Consider the following 22209-nt stretch of genomic DNA (forward strand, 5'->3'; position numbering starts at 1 on the left):
GTTCATGTCGACATCTTCCGTTATTGCAGCGACGGCTTCGACCGTCGCCCCCATCGGCATCTTCGATTCAGGGCTGGGCGGCCTGTCGGTGCTGCGCGCCGTGCGCGCGCAGCTGCCCGACGAATCGTTCATCTACGTCGCCGATTCGCACCATGCGCCGTATGGTCCGCGCGATGAGGCGTTCATTACGGAACGCACGCTGGCAATCGGCGAGTGGCTGGCCCGCGAAGGAGCGAAAGCGCTCGTCATCGCCTGCAATACCGCAACCGCACGCGCGATCGCCGCGACCCGCGAACACCTGTCGATGCCGCTCGTCGGCGTCGAGCCGGGCATCAAGCCGGCCGCCGCCGTGTCCGCGAGCGGCGTCGCGGGCGTCCTGGCCACGCAGTCGACGCTGAACAGTCCGCGCTTCCAGGCGCTGCTCGACCGCTACGGCGCCGGCCGCCGCTTCATCTGCCAGCCCGGCCACGGGCTCGTCGAGGCCATCGAGCGCGGCGACACGAATTCGCCCGCCTTGCGCGCGTTGCTCGACAGCTACCTGCAACCGATGCTCGACGACGGCGCCGATACGCTGGTACTCGGCTGCACGCATTACCCGTTCTTCACGGAAACGATTCGTGACCTTGTGGGCGATCGCCTGACGCTCGTCGACACCAGCGACGCGATCGCGCGCCAGCTCGTGCGGGTGCTCGACGAGCGCCACCTGCGCGCACCGGCCGGCACGCGCGCGGCACCGCCCCGCTTCTGCTCGACTAGCGACGGTCGCCAACTGCAGGCGCTCGCGTCGACGCTGCTCGGCCTCGCTGCGCCGGTCGAATCCGTCACCATTTCCTCGCCGAACGCGCGCGCCTGCGCGACCGCCTGACACGGGCCGGCACGCCCTGCTCCGCGTGCCGATCCACCCCCTCGACGTTTCAAGGGTCCGATGACCTTAAAAAAAGCCCGCCCCAGGCTTGTCAACGTCCGCAAATTTAATGATAATAATTCGCATTACCGTTAGCTATCGCAACTCATCATGATCGTCTGCGTGTGCAAGTCTGTTTCCGATCGCAAGATTCGCGCGTCCCTCGCAGAGGGCGTGAACTCTTTCGATGAACTCCAGTTCGAGCTCGGCGTGGCCACGTGCTGCGGCAAGTGCGAGGAGTCCGTACGCGACCTCATGGCCGAACAAGGCGTCTGCGCGAGCCAGTGCGGTGTCGAGCATCATGCTCACCCGATCCCGGTCACGTTCTACGAACGCAAGGCCGCCTGACCGGCGCCGAGTGTGCGCATGCGGCCCAGGCCGCATTTTTTGTTTTGACCGTCAGCAAGCCACCGTCTGCGCGAGCCAGCGGCTTACCTGCCAAGGAGCCTGTCATGGAATTGCTGATCGGATTTGTGACCACCGTTTGCATCTCGCTGCTGATCTTCCGCAAGTGATGCCGATTCACCCGCCGCGCCCCGGGTGCGACATCGTTCTTTCAAGCTAACATGCAGGCTTCGCATCTCGCTCCTGCCGGCGCCGTGCCGGCTGCACCACGTATGAATCCCCGAGTGATCGTCGTCGCGGTCGGTGTGCTTGCCGCACACGCGATCATGCTGACGGCCGCCTGGCTCCATCGCAACGCGCCGCCGCCGCCGAAGGAGATCGAGGTTCAGTCGATCACCGCGCAGCTCATTCCGCCTGCGCCCCCTGCCCAGCCCGTCGCGGTCCAGTCGGCCGCGCAGCAGCCTACGCCGCCCAAGCTCACGCCGCGCGTGAAGCCGAAGGTCGAGCCGAAGCCGGTGCAGAAAGCAGTCCTGACGCCTAAGCCGGTCTCGCAGGCACCGTCGCCGACACCCGCGCCGGCCGTTGCCGATCCGACACCGGCCCCCGCCGCGCCGGCGCCTGCTGCACCGGCTGCAGCCCCCGGCCCGGCGCGCGAGACGATGCAGGTCAGCGCGCCGAAGAACGTGTCGGCGCTCACCTGCAATTTCGTCAAGCCGACCTATCCGTCGATGTCGCGCCGTCGCGGCGAAACGGGCACGGCCTATGTTCACTTCATCATCGGCGTGACGGGCAAGATCGAAAGCGTCCAGCTTCAGAAGAGCAGCGGCTACCCGCGTCTCGATGAAGCCGCACTCGAGGCGACGCGCGCCAGCACCTGCCCGCCGTATCTCGAGAACGGCCAGGCGATCCGCGCCGCCCATACGCTGCCCTTCAACTTCACGCTTGACGACTAACCCGTCATATTCGGTAGATTCAAAGGAAATAAGAAAATGCAAAGCTACGGTATCGCGCACGTCTGGGCGCAAGGTGATTTCGTCACGCGCGCCATCGCGATCACGCTGCTCGTGATGTCGGTCCTGTCGTGGATCGTGATCGTCATCAAGGGCTGGAACGTGATCCGCCTGAACCGCCTGACGAAGAACGCCGAACAGGCATTCTGGCATTCGGACGATTTCGACGACGGCATCAAGAAGCTCGGGCTCGCCGCATCGACGCCGAACGACAACCCGTTCCTCGCGCTCGCGCTGTCGGGCAAGGAAGCCGCCGATCACCACCATCAGACTCAGCCGCACCTGCACGACCGCATGGACGTGTCGGACTGGGTCACGCGCTGCCTGAAGGACACGATGGACGAAGGCATCTCGCGCATGCAGAGCGGCCTCGCGATCCTCGCGTCGATCGGCAGCACGGCGCCGTTCGTCGGCCTGTTCGGTACGGTCTGGGGGATCTACCACGCACTGCTCGCGATCGGCGCATCCGGCCAGACGTCGATCGACCAGGTCGCGGGCCCGGTCGGCGAATCGCTGATCATGACCGCGTTCGGCCTGTTCGTCGCGATCCCGGCCGTGCTCGGCTACAACGCACTCACCCGCGCGAACAAGGGTATCGTCAGCAAGCTGCGTCGCTTCGCACACGGTCTGCATGCGTACTTCGTGACGGGCGCGAGCCTTGCCTCGTCGTCGACGCGCGACGGCCTGCGTCTCGCGACGCGCGCCAGCTGAGACGGGGTGAACCATGGCAATGAACACCGGTTTCAGCGACGATGACGACGATGCAGTGATGAGCGAGATCAACATGACGCCGCTCGTCGACGTCATGCTCGTACTCCTGATCATTTTCCTCGTGACGATCCCGGCGATGCAGCATGCGGTGAAGATCGACCTGCCGCACGCCAGCAGCCAGCCCGTCGACGAAAAGCCGCAGACGGTCGACGTCGCGATCCAGGGTGACGGCACGATCCTGTGGGACGACCACACGGTCACGCGCGAACAATTGCAGGAACGCATCGCGGAAGCGGCAAAACGCACGCCGCAACCGGAGTTGCACCTGCGTGCGGACCGCAAGGTCGCGTACGAACACGTCGCGGAAGTGATGTCGGATGCGCAGGCAGGCGGGCTGACGAAGCTCGGCTTCGTGACGGAGCCGACCGCGAAAGCGAAGTAACGCACGCGCCATTCGACGCGCAGGCCGCACCTAGCCGGCCGCGCCTAGCCGGCCGCACACAAAGTAAAAGGCCTTCATCGCCAGATGAAGGCCTTTTTTCATGCGCACGCGGGCGCCTTCGGGCGGCGGGCTCTTTGGCGGTATCGGTTGCGCCTCGAGCAACGCAAATGCGACTCTGCCGTGGTCTGCACGGACTGCGCGTTCTGCCCTATCTGGCTCACAATATATGCGGCCACCTGATTTCGCTCAGAACTTCCTTCACGAAATGGGATTTCAATATAGGCCCGCGCGCACGCGCATTCAAGGTTCCGGCGATTGAAACTTGCGATTGCAGGCGACGCTTCAATGACAAAACAAATTTGCCTCGCCGTGCGTGTCGTGTTCAGGTCGCCGAAACATCGGCCGCCGCTTCCTTCTTCGCCCGTTCCGGGCACCCCGGATCCTTGTAGGCGCCGTGGTCGAGCTTCTCGACCAGATAGTCGACGAACGCACGCACCGCGGGCGGCATCCCCTGCCGCGACACGAACACCGCGTACAGTTGCGGCACCGGCAGCGTCCAGCCCGGCATCACTGGCGACAGTTGCCCCGCGCGCAGCGCGTTGCCGTACATCATCTCCGGCAGTGCCGCGATGCCGAGGCCATCGAGCACGGCTTCACGGATCGTCATCAGGTCGGCCGTCACGAGCCGCGGGTCGTGCTCGTGCACGTGACGCGTGCCGTCCGGCGCGATCAGGTTGAACACGTGTCGCCCGTCGACGCTCGGTGTATCGAGCGTTTCGAATCCGCTCAGGTCGTCCGGTACCAGCGGCGGCGCATTCTGGCTCAGCAGGCTCGGCGCGCCGACCAGCATCTGCTCGGTGCGCCACAGCGGCCGCACGACGATGTTCGCGTTCTGCGGCGGCTCCGAGCGCACGCGCAGCGCGACGTCGATCGAATCCTCGAACAGGTCGATCACGCGATTCGTCACGCGGACGTGCACCTTCACCTCGGGATAGCGACGCAGGAATTCGGGCAGGATGCGCGACAGCATCGTCTGCGACAGCGTCACGGGCACGCTGACGCGCACCGAGCCGCGCGGCGACGAGCGCAGCTGCTGGACTGCGTTCATCGCCGCCTGCGCTTCGGCCAGCATCGCCTGGCAATGCTGGTAGAACAGCTCCCCCGCCTCGGTCAACGCGAGCTTGCGTGTGGAGCGCTGCAGCAGGCGCACGCCGAGCGCCGCCTCGAGTTCGGTCAGGCGCCGCGACAGGCGCGATTTCGAGATGCCCAGCACGCGCTCCGCGGCCGAGAAACCGCCATGTTCGACGACCTGCGAAAAGTACATGAGGTCGTTCAGGTTATGTGCATCGATATTCATCTCATCGTTCCATTTTCAGAACAATCCATTGCGAACCGTCGCGAATCGAACGGTAAAACGCCCAATATAATAGCGCTATGTTTCAAAAATAACGCTATTCCGATCATTTCGAGGGTATCCGCATGACGACCGCTCGCTCGCTTGACCGCACGTACCCCGCACTTCGCACGACCGAAGGCGGCGGCTTCGTGGTTCACCGCCCGTTCCCGACCCGGCTCCTGATGGATTTCGATCCGTTCCTGCTGCTCGACGAAATGGGCCCCGTCGACTACGCACCCGGCGAAGCCAAGGGCGCCCCCGACCATCCGCATCGCGGCTTCGAGACCGTGACCTACGCACTCGACGGGCGCTTTCGCCATCGCGACTCGTCCGGCCATGCCGGCACGCTCGGCCCGGGCGACGTGCAATGGATGACGGCGGGCGCCGGCGTCGTGCACAGCGAAATGCCCGATCCTGAATTCGCGCAGACGGGCGGCCGCTCCCACGGCTTCCAGCTGTGGGTCAACCTGCCGCGCCGCGACAAGCTGATCGCGCCGCGCTACCAGGAGATCCCTGCCGACCGCGTCCCGACCGCGACGTCGCCGGACGGCCGCGCGCGCGTACGCGTGATCGCCGGCGAAGCGTTCGGCGTCCGCGCCGCGATCGAAACGCGCACACCGATCCTCTACCAGCATTTCACGCTGCAGCCCGGTGCAACGGTCACGCAGACCGTCCCGGCAGGCTATCGTGTGTTCGCCTATCCGATCGACGGAACGGGCCTCTACGGGCCCGCCAGGCAGGCGGTCGACGCACGGCACATGGTCGTGTACTGCGACGACGGCGACACGGTCACGTTCTCCGCCGGCGACACGCCGCTCGACCTGCTGCTGATCGGCGGCGTGCCGCTCAACGAGCCGATCGTCCGCTACGGCCCGTTCGTGATGAACACCGAGGAAGAGATCCGGCAGGCGGTCGTCGACTACCAGACCGGTCGCATGGGTCGCATCGAAGCATGACGCCCGGACGGGCGCGCAGGTGCCGCGAAACTGCCCGTTTTGCGTCACAATGACTTCTTGAACCATGTGGCCGCCCGCCACCAGAAGGAACCCGTCCCCTTGAACTTCGAACATCTGATCCAGATCAATTCCGACGATCCGGCCGTGCCGACCCTCACCCGCGACCAGCTCTGGGAAGGTCTCGTGCTGCGCGCCGAACAGCCGCAACTGTTCGTGCTCGGTCTCGACAGCTGCGTCGTCCACGAGCGCACGGATACGACGCTCGAACGCGAACTGCACTACGGTCACGCGACCGTGCGCGATCACGTCACGTTCACGCCGAACCAGCAGGTCCGCTACGACATCCTCGCCGCCGGCGGCGAGATCGGCGGCTCGCTGACGATGACGATCGAGGAACGCGACGACCACGAGCTGTTCCTGCGTTTCGAATACCGCACGACGCTGGTCGTCACGGACGACAGCGAAGACGCGCGACAGACGCACGGGATCGTCAAGGAGGCGTACCGCACGTCGGATATCGACACGGTCCGCCTGATCCGCGAGTACGCACAGGGCCGCAAGGACCCCGATCCGCTGCACTGAACCCGATGGCGGCCTGCGGGCCGCCTCTTTGACTCAAGCTATCAGGTTCACGATTTCGATCGATAAAGAGTTTTTGTAAATGGGAATAGTTATCATTTAGAATTCATTCCATCGTATCGACAGTCACCGATCAAACGAATGACCGACACCATGCGCCCGACCCCGACCACGCTGACCTTGCGCCGCACGACCGGCCCTGCAGGCAGCAGCCGTCAGAAGACGGCAGCGGTCACCACGCCGGCGAAATCCGCCGGCAACCGCGAAGCAGGCACGCGGGTCGTCAGCAGCGATGCGCTGCTGCAAGGCCAAAGCCACGTCAGCATCGCGCATAACGGAGAGACCTATCAGTTGCGCGCCACACGGCTCGGCAAACTGATCCTGACGAAGTAACGACAGAGTATTGTGGGGACCACCTCCCTGAGAGGTGTTGGGCAGTAGCCAGCGTAACGGCTTGCACGCGAGATCTAGACCCCTTCGTGCAAACACACTCAAGCAGCCGTTGCAGCAAGCCAAGCCACTTTTTTTGGTTCTCGCACAAGGAAGAAAAAAAGCGACACGTCCTTCGACGTGTCGCTTTTTTTATTTAGGCGGCCAATGCGTGAAGCACGCCGCCCGGGTTCGTTATCGCGTCGCTGCGTGACCGCCGAAGCGGTATGCGATCCGCTTCAGAAACCCCAGAACATCAACCACCATGCGCTGTCGATGACGGCAAGCCCGGCGGCGAACCACGCGAATGCCGCAAGCCGGCGCAGCCAGCCCGCATAGCGCCCCGTCACTTTCCATGCGAGCCACGCACTCCATGCGTTGGCGCCGACCAGGATCGCGATGCGCACATCGGTCGCCCAGCCGAGCGGTACATGCTCGGCACGCAGCAGCGACAGTGTCGTGGCCGACAGGCCAAGGAACACACCCGCGCCTGCAATCGGAATCAACGCCTGCGCAAGATGATGCAGCCGCACGCGATCGAAGCGGCCGAGCATCAGCGTGGCGCCGGCCAGCAGCACCAGCAGCGCCGTGCCGTACACGAGCCCCGTACCGACGATGTAGCTGATGACCAGCCCGCCGTCGAGCCACGAGAACACGTCGTTGCGATCCGGATAGTGCGTGAGCAGGAACCAAGGCGCGTTGGTCTCGAGCGGCCACGTGATGTCATGGTCGATCAGCCAGCCCGCGAGCCATTGCTTGATCTGCACGAACCACGGGCTGACGGTCCAGTGGAACGCGCCGATCGCGACGCCAAGCAGACCGTAAAGGATCAGCGCGGTGTCCCACGGGTTCGCCTGCTGCGCGCCGAGGTTCACGACTTCGTCGGACGGCGAGCGCAGCGACAGCGAGATCGCATCGCGGTGCCCGCTGCAGCGGCCGCACATGTGGCAGTCCGCCGCGCCCTTCATGTTGCGCAAGGGCACGAGCGGCGCGCAGTTGATCGGAATCACGCGATGGCCATGCTCGCCGTTCTTGTACGAACGGCGCCATGCATCCTCATCGACCTTGTAGCGCATCGGCGCGAGCCGCGCGAGCAGCCCGAACACGCCGTTGACCGGACACAGGTACTTGCACCACACGCGCTTCTCGCGGCCGTACAGCACGCCGATCACGATCGCGCCGACGGTCGAGCCGCCGAGCACGAACAGCACCGCGAGCGGGTACTGGTACACGCTCACCATCTGCCCGTAGATCGTCGTGAGCCCGAACGCAACGAACGGCCAGCCGCCCCACCGGATCCAGCGTGGAATCGGACCGCCGCGGCCGAACTTGCTCGCGAATTCGGTAAGCGCCCCTTCCGGACACAGCACGCCGCACCAGACACGGCCGAGCATCACCATCGACAGCAGCACGAACGGCCACCAGATGCCCCAGAACGTGAATTGCGCGATCAGCGTGAGGTTGCTCCACAGGTGCGCGGTGTCGTCCGGCAGCGGCAGCACCGCCGGCACGATGATCAGGAACGCATAGACGGCGACGACGGCCCACTGGATGCCGCGGATCAGCGCACCGTGGCGCTGCATCCACTGGCCGGCCTGCGCGAGCCAGCCCTGCTTGGCTGCGGCGACAACGCTCATGCCGCGCGACCTGCCGCGACGGCCGGACGACGGCTCGCACGCTTCATCAGCAGCCAGACCACCGCCCAGTACACCGCGTAGGCAACCAGGTTGGTCAGTGCCGGGTGCGCACGATAGCCGGTCAGCGTTGCGACGAGCGAGCCGAACGTGCTCGAATCATCGAGGATCGCGGACGTGTCCCACACCTGCGAAATGCCGAGCGGCAGGATTTCCTTGTCGATCAGCTTGTCGACGCCGGTCTGGAACAGGCCCGCGCCGAGGAACAGCAGCATCACTTCGGTGACGCGGAAGAAATGCCGCCACGAGAAGTACTTGCCGCCGAGCTGCAGCAGATAGAACGTGAGGAATGCGAGGCCGAGACCGATCACGACCGCAAGCATCTGGCTGCCGTCGACGTGACCCGACTGGCCGAATCCGAGACCGTACAGGAAGATCACCGTTTCGCTGCCTTCGCGCGCGATCGCCAGCGCGACCAGCACCGCGACGCCCCACCAGTTCGAATCGCGCGTGCTCTGCTGCAGCGATTGCTCCATGTCGCGCTTCAGCGTGCGGCCGTGGCGGCGCATCCACAGCACCATCTGCACGATCAGCACGCATGCGATCAGCACCATGGCGGTCTGGAAGTAGTCCTGCGCGTCGCCGGACAGCACTTCAGTGAAACCGACCAGTGCGGCACCGAGGCCGACGGCCATCAGCAGGCCGACACCGACGCCGGTCCAGAGAAAAGGCAGGCCGCGGCGCGCGTCGTCGTCGCCGTTTTTCAGCCATGCATAGAGAATGCCGACGACGAGCAGCGCTTCGACGCTCTCCCGCCAGACGATGAACAAGATCTGACCCATCGATACCTCCTGACGCGCAGTACACCGGGCAGGTGTGCCCGCGCGCAGATAAAACGCGTTACTTCGCGACGATCACGCCCTGCGCCTGCTGGTGGAAATCGTCGAAAAACTTGTATTCACCCGGTGACAACGGTGCGACGACCACGAACGAATCGGCGCCCGGAGCGAGCACCTTCTCCTTGCGCAGTTGCACGCTCTCGAATTCGGCGGCGCCCTTGCCGGTGTTCTTGATCTCGATCTTGAAACGCTGGCCGGCCGGCACTTCGATGCGGGCGGGATTCAGCTTGCCGTCCGTCATTTCGAGCTTGAACGTCGGCAGATCGGCAGCGTACGCTGCGCCGGCAAACCACAACGCAGCGGCTGCGGCAAAGACTTTCTGGGGAATTTTCATTCTGGGTTCTCTACGCCGACGGCGCGCCGAAGCGCGCCGTCCGTGATGCCACCGATCAGTAACCGCCCTTCTTGCCGATACCGGCGAACGGGAAGTCGTACTCGAGGGTAACGGGCTTGAACCATGCGCCCACGCCCGTTTCCTTGTCGATGTGACGGCCGAACGCCATGTGGCCCGTCTGCATCGGCGGCTTGACGACCATCGTCAGGTGATACTTGCCCGGGCCGTTCAGCTTCACGTTGTCGCCGTAGTGCGGGCCGTCGCTCGCGACCATGCCCATCAGGTCGCCTTCAGCCTTCCACTTCGCGTCGCCCTGCTTCGTCAGCTTGTACGTGACCTGCAGGTACGGCATCCAGTCGCCTTCCGCGAAACCCGTCGGGTTGTTCTTGACCGCATGGATGTCGGCCTCGAGGTGGATGTCGGAATCCGACGCCTTGCGCATCATCCCTTCCGGGTCCATCGTGATCGGCTGCAGGTACACCGCGCCGATTTCCATGCCGCCCTGGATCTGCTGCTTGCCGATCGGATATTCGGCAGCCGAGGCCGACATCGCGGCAAGCGCCGCCGCTACCGCAACCGTCGTGCGGATGAACGAAGAACCCAACATGGACACTCCTTGTTATTTGATCTGGAACCATGCGGACCGACCGCCTGGCCGGCCCACTGAAAACACTAACGCGACGAAGAACGTTAATGCGAACAATTCTCAATAATTGTGGAGTTTAGCACCGAACCTGTTTCGGAACAAACGGGGAGCCGTGTAAACCCCTGATCCGACAAGGCTTACAGGCTCGTTACCTCCGGGTTTCGGTGACGCTTGGAAAGAATTACCGGCCGCCGTTGATGTGATCGCCGACGTTCGCACCGAACACGCGCTCACGAAGCAGCGCAAGCTGGTCGCGAGTCGAGGCTGCCTTCTCGAACTCGAGATTCTTCGCGTAGTCGGCCATCTGCTTCTCGAGGCGCTTGATTTCCTTGGCGAGCTGCTTTTCCGACATGTCCTCGAATTTGGCGCGCTGCTGCGCTTCCTTCAGCTCGGCGCGTGCCTCGTCCGCGTTGTAGACGCCGTCGATGATGTCCTTGATGCGCTTCACGACACCGCGCGGCGTGATGCCCATCTTTTCGTTGTGCGCGATCTGCTTCGCACGGCGCCGCTCGGTCTCGCCGATCGCGCGCTTCATCGACTCGGTCATGTTGTCCGCGTAGAGGATCGCCTTGCCGTTCACGTTCCGGGCCGCACGGCCGATCGTCTGGATCAGCGAGCGCTCGGCGCGTAGGAAGCCTTCCTTGTCCGCGTCGAGGATCGCGACGAGCGACACTTCGGGAATATCGAGCCCTTCCCGCAGCAGGTTGATCCCGACCAGCACGTCGAACGTGCCGAGCCGCAGGTCGCGGATGATCTCGACGCGCTCGACCGTGTCGATGTCGCTGTGCAGGTAACGCACCTTGACCCCGTGATCGGCGAGAAACTCGGTGAGCTGCTCGGCCATGCGCTTCGTCAACACGGTGATCAGCACACGCTCCTCGGCCTTCACGCGCGCATTGATCTCGGCCAGCACGTCGTCGACTTGCGAGCTCGCCGGCCGCACTTCGATTTCCGGATCGACAAGGCCCGTCGGCCGCACGACCTGTTCGGCGATCTGCCCGGTCACGCGCTTCTCGTAGTCGGCCGGCGTAGCCGACACGAACACGACCTGGCGCATCTTGCGTTCGAACTCCGGGAACTTGAGCGGCCGGTTGTCCAGCGCCGACGGCAACCGGAACCCGTAGTTGACGAGGTTTTCCTTGCGCGCGCGATCGCCGTTGTACATGCCGTTCAACTGGCCGATCAGCACGTGCGATTCGTCGAGCAGCATCAGCGCATCGGGCGGCAGGTAGTCGACGAGGGTCGGCGGCGGATCGCCGGGCGACGCGCCCGAGAAATGCCGCGAGTAGTTCTCGATGCCCTTGCAGAAGCCGAGCTCCTGCAGCATCTCGAGATCGAAGCGCGTGCGCTGCTCGAGGCGCTGCGCCTCGACGAGCTTGCCGTCGCTGTGAAAGAACTCGAGCCGCTCGCGCAGTTCGTCCTTGATCGTCTCGACCGCGCGCATCACGGTGTCGCGCGGCGTCACGTAGTGCGACGACGGATACACGGTGAAGCGCGGGATCTTCTGCCGTACGCGCCCGGTCAGCGGGTCGAACAGCTGCAGCGTCTCCACCTCGTCGTCGAACAATTCGACGCGCACGGCCAGCTCCGCATGTTCGGCCGGGAAGATGTCGATCGTGTCGCCGCGCACGCGGAACGTGCCGCGCTGGAAATCCTGCTCGTTGCGTGTGTACTGCATCGCGATCAGCCGCGCGATCACGTCGCGCTGGCCGAGCTTGTCGCCGGCGCGCAGCGTCAGGATCATCTGGTGGTATTCGGACGGGTTGCCGATACCGTAGATCGCCGACACCGTCGCGACGATCACGACATCGCGACGCTCCATCAGGCTCTTCGTCGCCGACAGCCGCATCTGCTCGATGTGCTCGTTGATCGACGAGTCCTTCTCGATGAACAGGTCGCGCTGCGGCACATACGCTTCAGGCTGGTAATAGTCGTAGTACGAGACGAAGTACTCGACCGCGTTGCGCGGGAAGAACTCGCGAAATTCCGAGTAGAGCTGAGCGGCGAGCGTCTTGTTCGGCGCGAACACGATCGCCGGGCGGCCGAGTCGCGCGATCGTGTTCGCCATCGTGAAGGTCTTGCCCGAGCCCGTCACGCCGAGCAGCGTCTGGAACGAGAGACCGTCCTCGACCCCTTCGACGAGCGTCTCGATCGCGGTCGGCTGGTCGCCTGCGGGCGGATACGGTTGATACAGCTGGAACGGCGACCCTTCGAAGGTCACGAATTTCGATTCGTCGAGCGCGTCGCCGGTTTCGGCTTTATGTTCGTACATGGAATGCGGCCGGAGCGAGGGCAAAGAAAGCATTCTAGCGCTTCGCGGCGTCGCGAACTGCTGTCGGCTCCTGACGCGCGGCGGCCGCCCGGCATCTCGATTTGCCGCCGAATTTCGCCACCGATTCGCCGCCCCCGCCTGCACGAATTCGCTACAATGTCAGGCTGCTGCGCTTTCCGGCGTCGTGCCTGCCCGCGCGCGGTCCACCGCGACCGCCCCGCCAGTTGAAAGCCTGACCCTCTTTTCACTACTGCAGAATCATCATGTCGCTCTTCTCCGCTGTCCAGCTTGCTCCCCGCGACCCGATCCTGGGCCTGAACGAAGCCTTCAACGCCGATGCGCGTCCGACCAAGGTCAACCTCGGCGTCGGTGTGTACACGAACGAAGAAGGCAAGATTCCGCTGCTGCGCGCGGTTCGCGAAGCAGAGAAGGTGCGTGTCGACGCCGGCCTGCCCCGCGGCTACCTGCCGATCGACGGCATCGCTGCCTACGACGCGGCCGTGCAGAAGCTGCTGCTCGGCAACGACTCGCCGCTGATCGCAGCTGGTCGCGTGGTCACGGCCCAGGCGCTGGGCGGCACGGGCGCACTGAAGATCGGCGCCGATTTCCTGCGCACCGTGAACCCGAACGTGAAGGTCGCGATTAGCGATCCGAGCTGGGAAAACCACCGCGCGCTGTTCGAAGCAGCCGGTTTCGAAGTCGTTGCGTACCCGTATTACGACGCTGCCACCAATGGCGTGAACTTCGAAGGCATGCTGTCGGCACTGAATAGCTACGCGGCAGGTACGGTCGTCGTGCTGCACGCGTGCTGCCACAACCCGACCGGCGTGGACCTGACCGAAGCGCAATGGCAACAGGTCGTCGACGTCGTGAAGGCGCGCAACCTCGTGCCGTTCCTCGACATGGCCTACCAGGGCTTCGGCGAGAACATCGAGGCCGATGCTGCTGCCGTGCGCCTGTTTGCCGCGGCTGACCTGAACGCATTCGTGTCGTCGTCGTTCTCGAAGTCGTTCTCGCTGTATGGCGAGCGCGTCGGCGCACTGTCGATCATCACGTCGAGCAAGGAAGAGGCGACGCGCGTGCTGTCGCAACTGAAGCGCGTGATCCGCACGAACTACTCGAACCCGCCGACCCATGGCGGCGCCGTGGTCGCAGCGGTGCTCGCATCGCCGGAACTGCACGCTTCGTGGGTGCAGGAACTCGGTGAAATGCGCGATCGTATCCGCTCGATGCGCAATGGTCTCGTCGAGCGCCTGAAGGCAAGCGGCGTCGATCGCGACTTCAGCTTCATCAACGAGCAGCGCGGGATGTTCTCGTATTCGGGCCTGACCTCGGCGCAAGTCGATCGCCTGCGCGACGAGTTCGGCATCTACGCAGTCGGCACGGGCCGGATCTGCGTCGCAGCACTGAACACGCGCAACCTCGACGCGGTCGCCAATGCGGTCGCAGCCGTCCTGAAGTAACGCGGCTTGAGCGGGTGGCAGCCGTCATCGGCCCCGCCCTGCCAAAATAGAAACGCGCTCTACGGAGCGCGTTTTTTTATGCCATTCGCCGGCGGGCAACTACCCTGCCCACGCCCGCATCACTGCATGAACCAGCCGTGGCTGACGATGAACGACTGGCCCGTGAGCGCGGCGCTCGGGAAGGCCGACAGGAACAGCACCGTCTGCGCGACGTCCTGAACGGTCGTGAACACGCCGTCGACCGTGTTGCCGAGCATCACCTTCTTCACCACTTCCTCTTCGCTGATGCCGAGCTCCTTCGCCTGCTCCGGAATCTGCTTGTCGACCAGCGGCGTGCGCACGAAGCCCGGACACACGACGTGCGAGCGCACGTTGTGCTTCGCGCCTTCCTTCGCCAGCACACGGGCCAGGCCGAGCAGGCCGTGCTTGGCCGTCACGTACGCCGACTTCAGCGGCGACGCTTCGTGCGAGTGCACCGAGCCCATGTAGATCACGACACCGCCGCGATCGTCCTTGTACATGTGCTTGAGCGCGGCCTTGGTCGTCAGGAACGCGCCGTCGACGTGGATCGCCTGCATCTTCTTCCAGTCGGAGAACGCGTAGTTCTCGATCGGGTTGACGATCTGGATGCCTGCGTTCGACACGAGGATGTCGACCGAGCCGAACGTTGCGGCCACCTTGTCGATCCCGCTGTTCACGGCTTCCTCGTTCGTCACGTCCATCGCGACGCCGATCGCCTTGCCGCCCGCCTTGACGATCTCGTCGGCAACGGCGTTCGCGCCGTCCTGGTTCAGGTCGGCGATCGCAACGGCCGCGCCCGCCTTGGCGAGCTCGAGTGCGATTTCCTTGCCGATGCCGCTCGCGGCGCCCGTGACGACTGCGGTCTTGCCGCTCAGATCTGCTGCCATGTCCGTCTCCTCCGGTTGTCGGATCGATAAAACACGCGCCCGCCACATCCGCTACCGTCGCGCGATCGTACTGGCGGGCCAGCCATCATTGTGCACGATCGGCCCCGCCGTTCGCGCGCAAAACGTCTAAGCTTAAGGTCGGTTCTGTCACGCAGGAGATTCGCATGCACTATCGACGGCTAGGCCGCTCCGGCCTGCAGATCAGCGAGCTTTCGCTCGGTTCGTGGGTGACCTACGGCAACCAGGTCGACCAGCGGGTCGCGCGCGAATGCCTGGCTGCGGCGCGCGACGCAGGCGTCAATTTCTTCGACAACGCCGAAGTCTACGCCGGCGGCAAATCCGAGGAAATCATGGGCCAAGCGCTCAAGTCGCTCGACTGGCCGCGCGTCAGCTATATCGTGTCCACGAAGTTCTTCTGGGGCCTGGCCGAAGCGCCGAACCAGTATCACACGCTGAACCGGAAGTACCTGCTGAACGCCATCGACGGCTCGCTGCGCCGGCTGCAACTCGACTATGTCGATCTCGTCTACTGCCATCGCCCCGACCCGAACACGCCGATCGAGGAAACCGTCTGGGCGATGAGCGACATGATCGTACGCGGCAAGGCGCTGTACTGGGGCACGTCGGAATGGAGTGCCGACGAGATCCGCGCTGCGTGCGAGATCGCCGAGCGGCATCACCTGCACAAGCCCGTCGTCGAGCAGCCGCAGTACAACCTGTTCCATCGCACGCGGGTCGAACAGGAATACGCGCGGCTCTATGACGACTACGGTCTCGGCCTCACTACCTGGAGCCCGCTGGCATCGGGCCTGCTCACCGGCAAGTACCGCAACGGCGTGCCGCCAGGCAGCCGCGCACAGTTGCAGGGTTACGACTGGATGCGCGACCGCCTGACCAATCAAGCCGCCAACGACATCGTCGAACGGCTCGGCACAATCGCAGCCGTGCTCGGATGCAGCACGGCCCAGCTCGCGATCGCGTGGGTGCTCGCCAATCCGCGCGTGAGTTCGGTCATCACGGGTGCGTCGCGGATCGAGCAGATCCGTGACAACATGCGCGCGCTCGACGTTGCCGAGAAGCTGACACCGGATGTGAAGCAACGCATCGAGGAGGTGGTCGGCGACGCGTACGAGTAAGGCGATGCGCGGCCACTCGCGTACAATACGCGGCCCGCATCGGCGCCCGTCCTGACGGCCGCGCACGATCGACCGCTTTCATCGACTCACCTTTCGTTTCAGGCAGCCCGCCATGCTCAGTTATCGTCACGGTTTTCACGCAGGCAATCACGCGGACGTGCTCAAGCACGCCGTCGTCGTCCAGCTGTTGCGCTACCTGAACAAGAAAGACAAGTCGTACTGGTACATCGACACGCATGCCGGTGCCGGCGTGTACTCGCTGCGCGACGGCTACGCGGCGAAGACGTCGGAATTCGACACCGGAATCGGCCGACTGTGGAACGAAAAGAACCTGCCGGAGGCGCTGGGTGATTATGTGGATGAAGTTCGCGCGCTGAACGACGACGGTGAACTGCGCTTCTACCCCGGTTCTCCGTACATCGCCTGGCGATCGATGCGCGAGCAGGACCGCATGCGCCTGTTCGAAATGCACACGACGGAAATCGACGTGCTACGCCACAATTTCCGTGATGCGGGGCGACGCGCGATGATCTTCGCGGGCGACGGCTTCGAAGGCGTCAAGGCGCTGCTGCCGCCGCCGCCGCGACGCGCACTCGTGCTGATCGACCCGTCCTATGAGGACAAGAAGGATTACGCGCGCACGGTGACTTGCGTGACGGAATGCCTGAAGCGTTTCGCGACCGGCTGCTATGCAGTCTGGTATCCGCAGGTGACCCGGACCGAATCGCAGCGTTTTCCCGAGCAGTTGAAGCGCCTGCAACCGAACAACTGGCTGCACCTGACACTGACGGTATCGAATCCGCCGACTGACGGGCTGGGTCTCTACGGCAGCGGGATGTTCATTCTGAATCCGCCGTATACGCTCGCCCAGAGCATGAACGAGGCACTGCCCTACCTGGTCGAGATGCTCGGACAGGATAGCGGCGCCCGCTGCCAGATCGAACACCGCGGAAACTGATCGGGCGACTGGCCGTTACGGCTGAGGTCTCGGTGCGAGCCTGGGCTGGGGGGGCTGCTGTCCACCCCACGCGGGGACATTGATATACGGTGCGACGAACAGCGGAACCGACGTGTTCGGCGCCTGCCCGGCCGGCGCCCGCATGCCCGCCGGCTCGACGATCGGCTCGGAAGACAACGGTGCCGTCTGCAGCACCAACCCGCCCTTGCCGTCCTGGATTCCGCGTTGCGTATCGAGAATCAACGGTTTGGACGACGTCGCGGCAACGGCCGCGAGTCCATGGACAAGCACCGCCGCGCCCAGAACGAGACGCGCGCGGGCACTTCGACGCACATCGAGACGCAAACGCATGATCGTGTCCTTCAGGATGAAAAGCAGGTGCATACCATAGCGCTGGACTGACGATTGCGCCAGATCCGGCGCACAAAAAAACAAAGCCCCGTCAAATACGGGGCTTGCTTATCGTTCGGTGCCACGTGGCACCTGAAGGTGACTCCGATTACAGCGAGTAGCCGTTGGTTTCCAGCGAGCGGATGCGGCTTTCGAGCTGGACGATGTCCGACGACGTGGCGAGGTAGGCCTCACGGCGTTCACGTTCTGCGGATTCGAACCAGTTGCTCAGCTTTTCGACGATGTAGGCGATCATAACGTTCTCCAAGGAAGGGGGACCCCTGGTGAATCGGTGTTCAGGGATTTCCCGTATAGGGTTATCCCGAATTATAGCGATGCCGCACCAAGATGCTAGTGAAATACTTGCATGGAAACCATTCCCAATTGGAATGACCGCCCTCCGAAGCGTCGTAACTCATTGATTTTTATAAAAATCGAATCGAGGCCTGATTTGAGCCTCGAGTGCGCGCACTAATTTGGTTCACCAACGGGGTCAGAAAGACGCGCCAAAATCGGGCATTCGGGCCGTCCGTCACCATGGCAGTGCGCAGCAAGATCGGCCAGTGTGTCGCGCATGTCGCTCAGCTCGGCGATGCGCTTGTCGAGTTCGGCCACATGCTCGAGGGCAATCGACTTCACTTCGGCGCTCGCGCGGGAGCGGTCTTGCCAGAGCATCAGTAGCTTGCGGATGTCCTCGACGAGAAAGCCAAGGCGTCGCGCCTGACGGATGAAGCGCAGGATATGGATCTCGTCCGCACCGTAGATCCGGTAGCCGGCGTCGGTACGCTTGCTCGGCGCGAGCAGACCGACCTGTTCGTAGTACCGGATCATCTTTGCGCTGACTCCGGATTCGCGCGACGCGTCGCCGATATTCATTCCCGCCCTCTCCATCAAGCCCTGGTTTCGAACATGAACGTCGACTCGTGCAATCGCCGACGGCACGTCGATCGTATCAAATCGCGTGGTTTCGTTCCGGAGTAAGGCGTGACTGCAGAATCTCTGCTGAGTGAGCTGGCGTGCGTGCCAGTGGGATCTGAGGAATAGCGCGCTCGTCCTCAACGCCTATTCATTTCTGCCGCGCCAATGCAAAAACCCCCGCCTTTCGGGCGGGGGTTCTTGGCTTAGGGAGCCTGACGATTACCTACTTTCACACGGGAATCCGCACTATCATCGGCGTAGAGTCGTTTCACGGTCCTGTTCGGGATGGGAAGGGGTGGGACCGACTCGCTATGGTCATCAGGCAAAGAGGGATGTTGCGCTGGCTTCGCAGCACAACCAATCTTGGAAGAAGCAGTAATTTTGAGTTGTGTGTATCACACACGAGAATCAACCAGTCCGACGCGCTGTTTTCAGCGCGAGACAGACTTGTTATAGGATCAAGCCTTACGGGCAATTAGTATCAGTTAGCTGAACGCATTACTGCGCTTACACACCTGACCTATCAACGTCCTGGTCTCGAACGACCCTTCAAGGGGATCTAGTCCCCAGGGATATCTCATCTTAAGGCGAGTTTCCCGCTTAGATGCTTTCAGCGGTTATCTCTTCCGAACATAGCTACCCGGCGATGCCACTGGCGTGACAACCGGTACACCAGAGGTTCGTCCACTCCGGTCCTCTCGTACTAGGAGCAGCCCCCTTCAAATATCCAACGCCCACGGCAGATAGGGACCAAACTGTCTCACGACGTTTTAAACCCAGCTCACGTACCTCTTTAAATGGCGAACAGCCATACCCTTGGGACCGGCTACAGCCCCAGGATGAGATGAGCCGACATCGAGGTGCCAAACACCGCCGTCGATATGAACTCTTGGGCGGTATCAGCCTGTTATCCCCAGAGTACCTTTTATCCGTTGAGCGATGGCCCTTCCATACAGAACCACCGGATCACTATGACCTGCTTTCGCACCTGCTCGACTTGTCGGTCTCGCAGTTAAGCACGCTTATGCCATTGCACTATCAGCACGATTTCCGACCGTACCTAGCGTACCTTCGTACTCCTCCGTTACGCTTTGGGAGGAGACCGCCCCAGTCAAACTGCCTACCATGCACTGTCCCCGACCCGGATCACGGGCCAAGGTTAGAACCTCAAACAAACCAGGGTGGTATTTCAAGGACGGCTCCACCGAAACTAGCGTTCCGGTTTCATAGCCTCCCACCTATCCTACACAGATCGGTTCAAAGTCCAATGCAAAGCTACAGTAAAGGTTCATGGGGTCTTTCCGTCTAGCCGCGGGTAGATTGCATCATCACAAACACTTCAACTTCGCTGAGTCTCGGGAGGAGACAGTGTGGCCATCGTTACGCCATTCGTGCAGGTCGGAACTTACCCGACAAGGAATTTCGCTACCTTAGGACCGTTATAGTTACGGCCGCCGTTTACCGGGACTTCAATCAAGAGCTTGCACCCCATCATTTAATCTTCCGGCACCGGGCAGGCGTCACACCCTATACGTCCACTTTCGTGTTTGCAGAGTGCTGTGTTTTTATTAAACAGTCGCAGCCACCAGTTTATTGCAACCCCTTCACCCTTTGCCCGCAGGGGCATCAAGCTACAAGGGCGTACCTTATCCCGAAGTTACGGTACCAATTTGCCGAGTTCCTTCTCCCGAGTTCTCTCAAGCGCCTTAGAATACTCATCTCGCCCACCTGTGTCGGTTTGCGGTACGGTCATCATTAGACTGAAGCTTAGAGGCTTTTCTTGGAACCACTTCCAATTGCTTCGCTCCCTAAGGAGCTCGCGCCACACCCTTGAATTCCGCGCCCGGATTTGCCTAAGCGCCTTCTCCAATGCAGCGACCGGGACTTCCAACACCCGGACAACTTTCCGCGATCCGTCCCCCCATCGCATCTAACAATGGTGCAGGAATATTGACCTGCTTCCCATCAGCTACGCATTTCTGCCTCGCCTTAGGGGCCGACTCACCCTACGCCGATGAACGTTGCGTAGGAAACCTTGGGCTTACGGCGAGGGGGCCTTTCACCCCCTTTATCGCTACTCATGTCAGCATTCGCACTTCTGATACCTCCAGCATCCCTTCCGAGACACCTTCGCAGGCTTACAGAACGCTCTCCTACCATGCGTGCAAAGCACGCATCCGCAGCTTCGGTATATAGCTTAGCCCCGTTACATCTTCCGCGCAGGACGACTCGATCAGTGAGCTATTACGCTTTCTTTAAAGGGTGGCTGCTTCTAAGCCAACCTCCTGACTGTTTTAGCCTTCCCACTTCGTTTCCCACTTAGCTATATTTGGGGACCTTAGCTGGCGGTCTGGGTTGTTTCCCTCTTGACACCGGACGTTAGCACCCGATGTCTGTCTCCCGTGATTGCACTCTTCGGTATTCGGAGTTTGCTATGGCGGGGTAATCTGCAATAGACCCCCCAACCATGACAGTGCTCTACCCCCGAAGGTGAGACACGAGGCACTACCTAAATAGTTTTCGGAGAGAACCAGCTATTTCCAAGTTTGTTTAGCCTTTCACCCCTATCCACAGCTCATCCCCTAACTTTTCAACGTTAGTGGGTTCGGACCTCCAGTACGTGTTACCGCACCTTCATCCTGGCCATGGATAGATCACTTGGTTTCGGGTCTACGCCCAGCAACTGAACGCCCTATTCGGACTCGCTTTCGCTACGCCTGCCCTATACGGTTAAGCTTGCTACTGAACGTAAGTCGCTGACCCATTATACAAAAGGTACGCCGTCACCCCTTACGAGGCTCCGACTGTTTGTATGCATGCGGTTTCAGGATCTATTTCACTCCCCTCCCGGGGTTCTTTTCGCCTTTCCCTCACGGTACTGGTTCACTATCGGTCGATCACGAGTATTTAGCCTTGGAGGATGGTCCCCCCATCTTCAGACAGGATTTCACGTGTCCCGCCCTACTTGTCGCACACCTAGTTCTTTCATACTGTTTTCGCCTACAGGGCTATCACCTGCTATGGCCGCACTTTCCAGAGCGTTCGGCTAACAATATAAATAAAGAGTGCAAGGCTCATCCCATTTCGCTCGCCACTACTTTGGGAATCTCGGTTGATTTCTTTTCCTGCGGTTACTTAGATGTTTCAGTTCACCGCGTTCGCTTCGCATGGCCTATGTATTCAGCCATGGATACTCCAAAAGGAGTGGGTTTCCCCATTCGGACATCTACGGATCAAAGCTTGTTTGCCAGCTCCCCGTAGCTTTTCGCAGGCTACCGCGTCCTTCATCGCCTGTGATCGCCAAGGCATCCACCACATGCACTTGTTCGCTTGACCCTATAACGAGTCTGTCTCTCGACAGTCGTTACAGGTTGAGTTCTCGCATTTGTGCCGTATTCCAATTGAGTCAAACATAGAGTTCGAATCATCTTGAGATACATCGATACAATCACAACCCGGATAGTTTTCACGTCCATCTCATAGACGCTTCCGCTATCCAAATTACTTACTTCTTCCAGATTGTTAAAGAACGACAGCCGATATGGTTTTATTCATATCATCTGACTGGCTCAATCGCCAATGCAAAATTCTCGGTTCAGTGTCTGAACCAAGCCCTTAGCGTTGGTGATTGGTGGAGGCAGACGGGATCGAACCGACGACCCCCTGCTTGCAAAGCAGGTGCTCTCCCAGCTGAGCTATGCCCCCATGTACAGATATTCCTCAGGGTGTACCGCCAGTCAAGACGGTGGTGGGTCTGGTTGGATTCGAACCAACGACCCCCGCCTTATCAAGACGGTGCTCTAACCGACTGAGCTACAGACCCCTGAGTCTGTCTTTAAATTTACAGCCGATAAGCGTGAGCGCTCAACTTTGCGAGAA

Annotated in this window: 21 protein-coding genes, 2 tRNA genes and 2 rRNA genes; 11 read left to right on the forward strand and 14 right to left on the reverse strand. The window is 61.9% G+C overall.

What is annotated here, in order from left to right; translation table 11 throughout:
* Positions 1 to 4: 4 nt before the first annotated feature.
* From murI to BCEP18194_RS17770, 5 genes are all read left to right on the forward strand, one after another.
* Entirely contained in the window at positions 5 to 865 is an 861-nt protein-coding gene (murI, locus tag BCEP18194_RS17750; RefSeq protein WP_011352653.1) for a glutamate racemase, read from the forward strand.
* 150 nt (positions 866 to 1015) lie between these two features.
* The gene (locus tag BCEP18194_RS17755) at positions 1016 to 1252 is read left to right on the forward strand and encodes a (2Fe-2S)-binding protein (protein ID WP_011352654.1); all 237 of its coding nucleotides are present in this window, start codon (positions 1016 to 1018) and stop codon (positions 1250 to 1252) included.
* 218 nt (positions 1253 to 1470) lie between these two features.
* Complete coding sequence (locus tag BCEP18194_RS17760; protein WP_011352655.1) at positions 1471 to 2202, forward strand: energy transducer TonB; 732 nt, start codon at positions 1471 to 1473, stop codon at positions 2200 to 2202.
* A 36-nt stretch (positions 2203 to 2238) separates the two neighbouring features.
* Entirely contained in the window at positions 2239 to 2970 is a 732-nt protein-coding gene (locus BCEP18194_RS17765; RefSeq protein WP_011352656.1) for a MotA/TolQ/ExbB proton channel family protein, read from the forward strand.
* 13 nt (positions 2971 to 2983) lie between these two features.
* The gene (locus tag BCEP18194_RS17770; RefSeq protein WP_021163407.1) at positions 2984 to 3412 is read left to right on the forward strand and encodes an ExbD/TolR family protein; all 429 of its coding nucleotides are present in this window, start codon (positions 2984 to 2986) and stop codon (positions 3410 to 3412) included.
* 382 nt (positions 3413 to 3794) lie between these two features.
* Here the strand turns inward: BCEP18194_RS17770 and BCEP18194_RS17775 are convergent, their stop codons facing one another.
* Positions 3795 to 4769: a LysR family transcriptional regulator gene (locus tag BCEP18194_RS17775; RefSeq protein WP_011352658.1), complete on the reverse strand. Its 975-nt coding sequence runs from the start codon at positions 4767 to 4769 to the stop codon at positions 3795 to 3797.
* A 122-nt stretch (positions 4770 to 4891) separates the two neighbouring features.
* Here BCEP18194_RS17775 and BCEP18194_RS17780 point away from each other — a divergent pair, with 122 nt between their 5' ends.
* The 3 genes from BCEP18194_RS17780 to hemP all read left to right on the forward strand — a co-directional run bounded on the left by BCEP18194_RS17780 (position 4892) and on the right by hemP (position 6736).
* Entirely contained in the window at positions 4892 to 5764 is an 873-nt protein-coding gene (locus tag BCEP18194_RS17780) for a pirin family protein (RefSeq protein ID WP_011352659.1), read from the forward strand.
* A 99-nt stretch (positions 5765 to 5863) separates the two neighbouring features.
* On the forward strand, positions 5864 to 6346 hold the full coding sequence (locus tag BCEP18194_RS17785) for an SRPBCC family protein (RefSeq protein WP_011352660.1): 483 nt from the start codon (positions 5864 to 5866) through the stop codon (positions 6344 to 6346).
* A 138-nt stretch (positions 6347 to 6484) separates the two neighbouring features.
* Positions 6485 to 6736 (forward strand): hemin uptake protein HemP, encoded by a 252-nt coding sequence (gene hemP / locus BCEP18194_RS17790; RefSeq protein WP_011352661.1) that lies wholly within the window; start codon positions 6485 to 6487, stop codon positions 6734 to 6736.
* 275 nt (positions 6737 to 7011) lie between these two features.
* Here the strand turns inward: hemP and BCEP18194_RS17795 are convergent, their stop codons facing one another.
* The 5 genes from BCEP18194_RS17795 to uvrB form a co-directional block, all read right to left on the reverse strand.
* Complete coding sequence (locus BCEP18194_RS17795; protein ID WP_011352662.1) at positions 7012 to 8409, reverse strand: 4Fe-4S binding protein; 1398 nt, start codon at positions 8407 to 8409, stop codon at positions 7012 to 7014.
* The gene (locus BCEP18194_RS17800; RefSeq protein ID WP_011352663.1) at positions 8406 to 9248 is read right to left on the reverse strand and encodes an FTR1 family iron permease; all 843 of its coding nucleotides are present in this window, start codon (positions 9246 to 9248) and stop codon (positions 8406 to 8408) included. The genes BCEP18194_RS17795 and BCEP18194_RS17800 overlap by 4 nt, the downstream gene beginning before the upstream one ends.
* A gap of 58 nt (positions 9249 to 9306) precedes the next feature.
* Positions 9307 to 9639 carry a cupredoxin domain-containing protein gene (locus BCEP18194_RS17805; protein WP_011352664.1) on the reverse strand — a complete coding sequence of 111 codons (333 nt, stop codon included), beginning with the start codon at positions 9637 to 9639 and terminating at the stop codon, positions 9307 to 9309.
* 55 nt (positions 9640 to 9694) lie between these two features.
* Complete coding sequence (locus BCEP18194_RS17810) at positions 9695 to 10246, reverse strand: iron transporter (protein WP_011352665.1); 552 nt, start codon at positions 10244 to 10246, stop codon at positions 9695 to 9697.
* Between the two features lie 220 nt (positions 10247 to 10466).
* A complete protein-coding gene (gene uvrB, locus BCEP18194_RS17815) occupies positions 10467 to 12557 on the reverse strand; it encodes an excinuclease ABC subunit UvrB (protein ID WP_041492903.1) in 2091 nt (696 codons plus the stop codon).
* A 263-nt stretch (positions 12558 to 12820) separates the two neighbouring features.
* On the opposite strand from uvrB, the gene BCEP18194_RS17820 reads away from it, so the two are divergent.
* Positions 12821 to 14020: an amino acid aminotransferase gene (locus BCEP18194_RS17820; protein ID WP_011352667.1), complete on the forward strand. Its 1200-nt coding sequence runs from the start codon at positions 12821 to 12823 to the stop codon at positions 14018 to 14020.
* Between the two features lie 119 nt (positions 14021 to 14139).
* Here the strand turns inward: BCEP18194_RS17820 and BCEP18194_RS17825 are convergent, their stop codons facing one another.
* On the reverse strand, positions 14140 to 14928 hold the full coding sequence (locus BCEP18194_RS17825) for a 3-hydroxybutyrate dehydrogenase (protein WP_011352668.1): 789 nt from the start codon (positions 14926 to 14928) through the stop codon (positions 14140 to 14142).
* 164 nt (positions 14929 to 15092) lie between these two features.
* On the opposite strand from BCEP18194_RS17825, the gene BCEP18194_RS17830 reads away from it, so the two are divergent.
* Positions 15093 to 16064, forward strand: coding sequence for a potassium channel beta subunit family protein (locus BCEP18194_RS17830; protein ID WP_011352669.1), 972 nt, complete (start codon positions 15093 to 15095; stop codon positions 16062 to 16064).
* A 112-nt stretch (positions 16065 to 16176) separates the two neighbouring features.
* Positions 16177 to 17022: a 23S rRNA (adenine(2030)-N(6))-methyltransferase RlmJ gene (locus BCEP18194_RS17835; RefSeq protein WP_011352670.1), complete on the forward strand. Its 846-nt coding sequence runs from the start codon at positions 16177 to 16179 to the stop codon at positions 17020 to 17022.
* A 15-nt stretch (positions 17023 to 17037) separates the two neighbouring features.
* Here the strand turns inward: BCEP18194_RS17835 and BCEP18194_RS17840 are convergent, their stop codons facing one another.
* The 7 genes from BCEP18194_RS17840 to BCEP18194_RS17865 all read right to left on the reverse strand — a co-directional run bounded on the left by BCEP18194_RS17840 (position 17038) and on the right by BCEP18194_RS17865 (position 22153).
* Positions 17038 to 17406: a hypothetical protein gene (locus BCEP18194_RS17840; RefSeq protein ID WP_174946716.1), complete on the reverse strand. Its 369-nt coding sequence runs from the start codon at positions 17404 to 17406 to the stop codon at positions 17038 to 17040.
* Between the two features lie 115 nt (positions 17407 to 17521).
* Positions 17522 to 17668 (reverse strand): DUF3563 family protein, encoded by a 147-nt coding sequence (locus BCEP18194_RS39840; RefSeq protein WP_006478295.1) that lies wholly within the window; start codon positions 17666 to 17668, stop codon positions 17522 to 17524.
* 215 nt (positions 17669 to 17883) lie between these two features.
* On the reverse strand, positions 17884 to 18288 hold the full coding sequence (gene cueR / locus BCEP18194_RS17845) for a Cu(I)-responsive transcriptional regulator (RefSeq protein WP_041493104.1): 405 nt from the start codon (positions 18286 to 18288) through the stop codon (positions 17884 to 17886).
* A 252-nt stretch (positions 18289 to 18540) separates the two neighbouring features.
* Positions 18541 to 18653, reverse strand: a 5S ribosomal RNA gene (gene rrf, locus BCEP18194_RS17850).
* A gap of 131 nt (positions 18654 to 18784) precedes the next feature.
* A 23S ribosomal RNA gene (locus BCEP18194_RS17855) occupies positions 18785 to 21666 on the reverse strand.
* Positions 21667 to 21959: 293 nt separating this feature from the next.
* Positions 21960 to 22035: transfer RNA gene (locus BCEP18194_RS17860), tRNA-Ala, on the reverse strand.
* 41 nt (positions 22036 to 22076) lie between these two features.
* A tRNA-Ile gene (locus BCEP18194_RS17865) sits at positions 22077 to 22153 on the reverse strand.
* Between the last annotated feature and the right edge of the window lie 56 nt (positions 22154 to 22209).

The organism is Burkholderia lata (assembly GCF_000012945.1).
In the GTDB taxonomy this organism is placed as follows: Bacteria; Pseudomonadota; Gammaproteobacteria; order Burkholderiales; family Burkholderiaceae; genus Burkholderia; species Burkholderia lata.

Coding starts and splice junctions, on each gene's coding strand:
- murI (WP_011352653.1), top strand. CDS start 5: ATGTCGACATCTTCCGTTATTGCAGCGACGGCTTCGACCGTCGCCCCC.
- BCEP18194_RS17755 (WP_011352654.1), top strand. CDS start 1,016: ATGATCGTCTGCGTGTGCAAGTCTGTTTCCGATCGCAAGATTCGCGCG.
- BCEP18194_RS17760 (WP_011352655.1), top strand. CDS start 1,471: ATGCAGGCTTCGCATCTCGCTCCTGCCGGCGCCGTGCCGGCTGCACCA.
- BCEP18194_RS17765 (WP_011352656.1), top strand. CDS start 2,239: ATGCAAAGCTACGGTATCGCGCACGTCTGGGCGCAAGGTGATTTCGTC.
- BCEP18194_RS17770 (WP_021163407.1), top strand. CDS start 2,984: ATGGCAATGAACACCGGTTTCAGCGACGATGACGACGATGCAGTGATG.
- BCEP18194_RS17775 (WP_011352658.1), bottom strand. CDS start 4,769: ATGAATATCGATGCACATAACCTGAACGACCTCATGTACTTTTCGCAG.
- BCEP18194_RS17780 (WP_011352659.1), top strand. CDS start 4,892: ATGACGACCGCTCGCTCGCTTGACCGCACGTACCCCGCACTTCGCACG.
- hemP (WP_011352661.1), top strand. CDS start 6,485: ATGACCGACACCATGCGCCCGACCCCGACCACGCTGACCTTGCGCCGC.
- BCEP18194_RS17795 (WP_011352662.1), bottom strand. CDS start 8,409: ATGAGCGTTGTCGCCGCAGCCAAGCAGGGCTGGCTCGCGCAGGCCGGC.
- BCEP18194_RS17800 (WP_011352663.1), bottom strand. CDS start 9,248: ATGGGTCAGATCTTGTTCATCGTCTGGCGGGAGAGCGTCGAAGCGCTG.
- BCEP18194_RS17805 (WP_011352664.1), bottom strand. CDS start 9,639: ATGAAAATTCCCCAGAAAGTCTTTGCCGCAGCCGCTGCGTTGTGGTTT.
- BCEP18194_RS17810 (WP_011352665.1), bottom strand. CDS start 10,246: ATGTTGGGTTCTTCGTTCATCCGCACGACGGTTGCGGTAGCGGCGGCG.
- uvrB (WP_041492903.1), bottom strand. CDS start 12,557: ATGTACGAACATAAAGCCGAAACCGGCGACGCGCTCGACGAATCGAAA.
- BCEP18194_RS17820 (WP_011352667.1), top strand. CDS start 12,821: ATGTCGCTCTTCTCCGCTGTCCAGCTTGCTCCCCGCGACCCGATCCTG.
- BCEP18194_RS17825 (WP_011352668.1), bottom strand. CDS start 14,928: ATGGCAGCAGATCTGAGCGGCAAGACCGCAGTCGTCACGGGCGCCGCG.
- BCEP18194_RS17830 (WP_011352669.1), top strand. CDS start 15,093: ATGCACTATCGACGGCTAGGCCGCTCCGGCCTGCAGATCAGCGAGCTT.
- BCEP18194_RS17835 (WP_011352670.1), top strand. CDS start 16,177: ATGCTCAGTTATCGTCACGGTTTTCACGCAGGCAATCACGCGGACGTG.
- BCEP18194_RS17840 (WP_174946716.1), bottom strand. CDS start 17,406: ATGCACCTGCTTTTCATCCTGAAGGACACGATCATGCGTTTGCGTCTC.
- BCEP18194_RS39840 (WP_006478295.1), bottom strand. CDS start 17,668: ATGATCGCCTACATCGTCGAAAAGCTGAGCAACTGGTTCGAATCCGCA.
- cueR (WP_041493104.1), bottom strand. CDS start 18,288: ATGAATATCGGCGACGCGTCGCGCGAATCCGGAGTCAGCGCAAAGATG.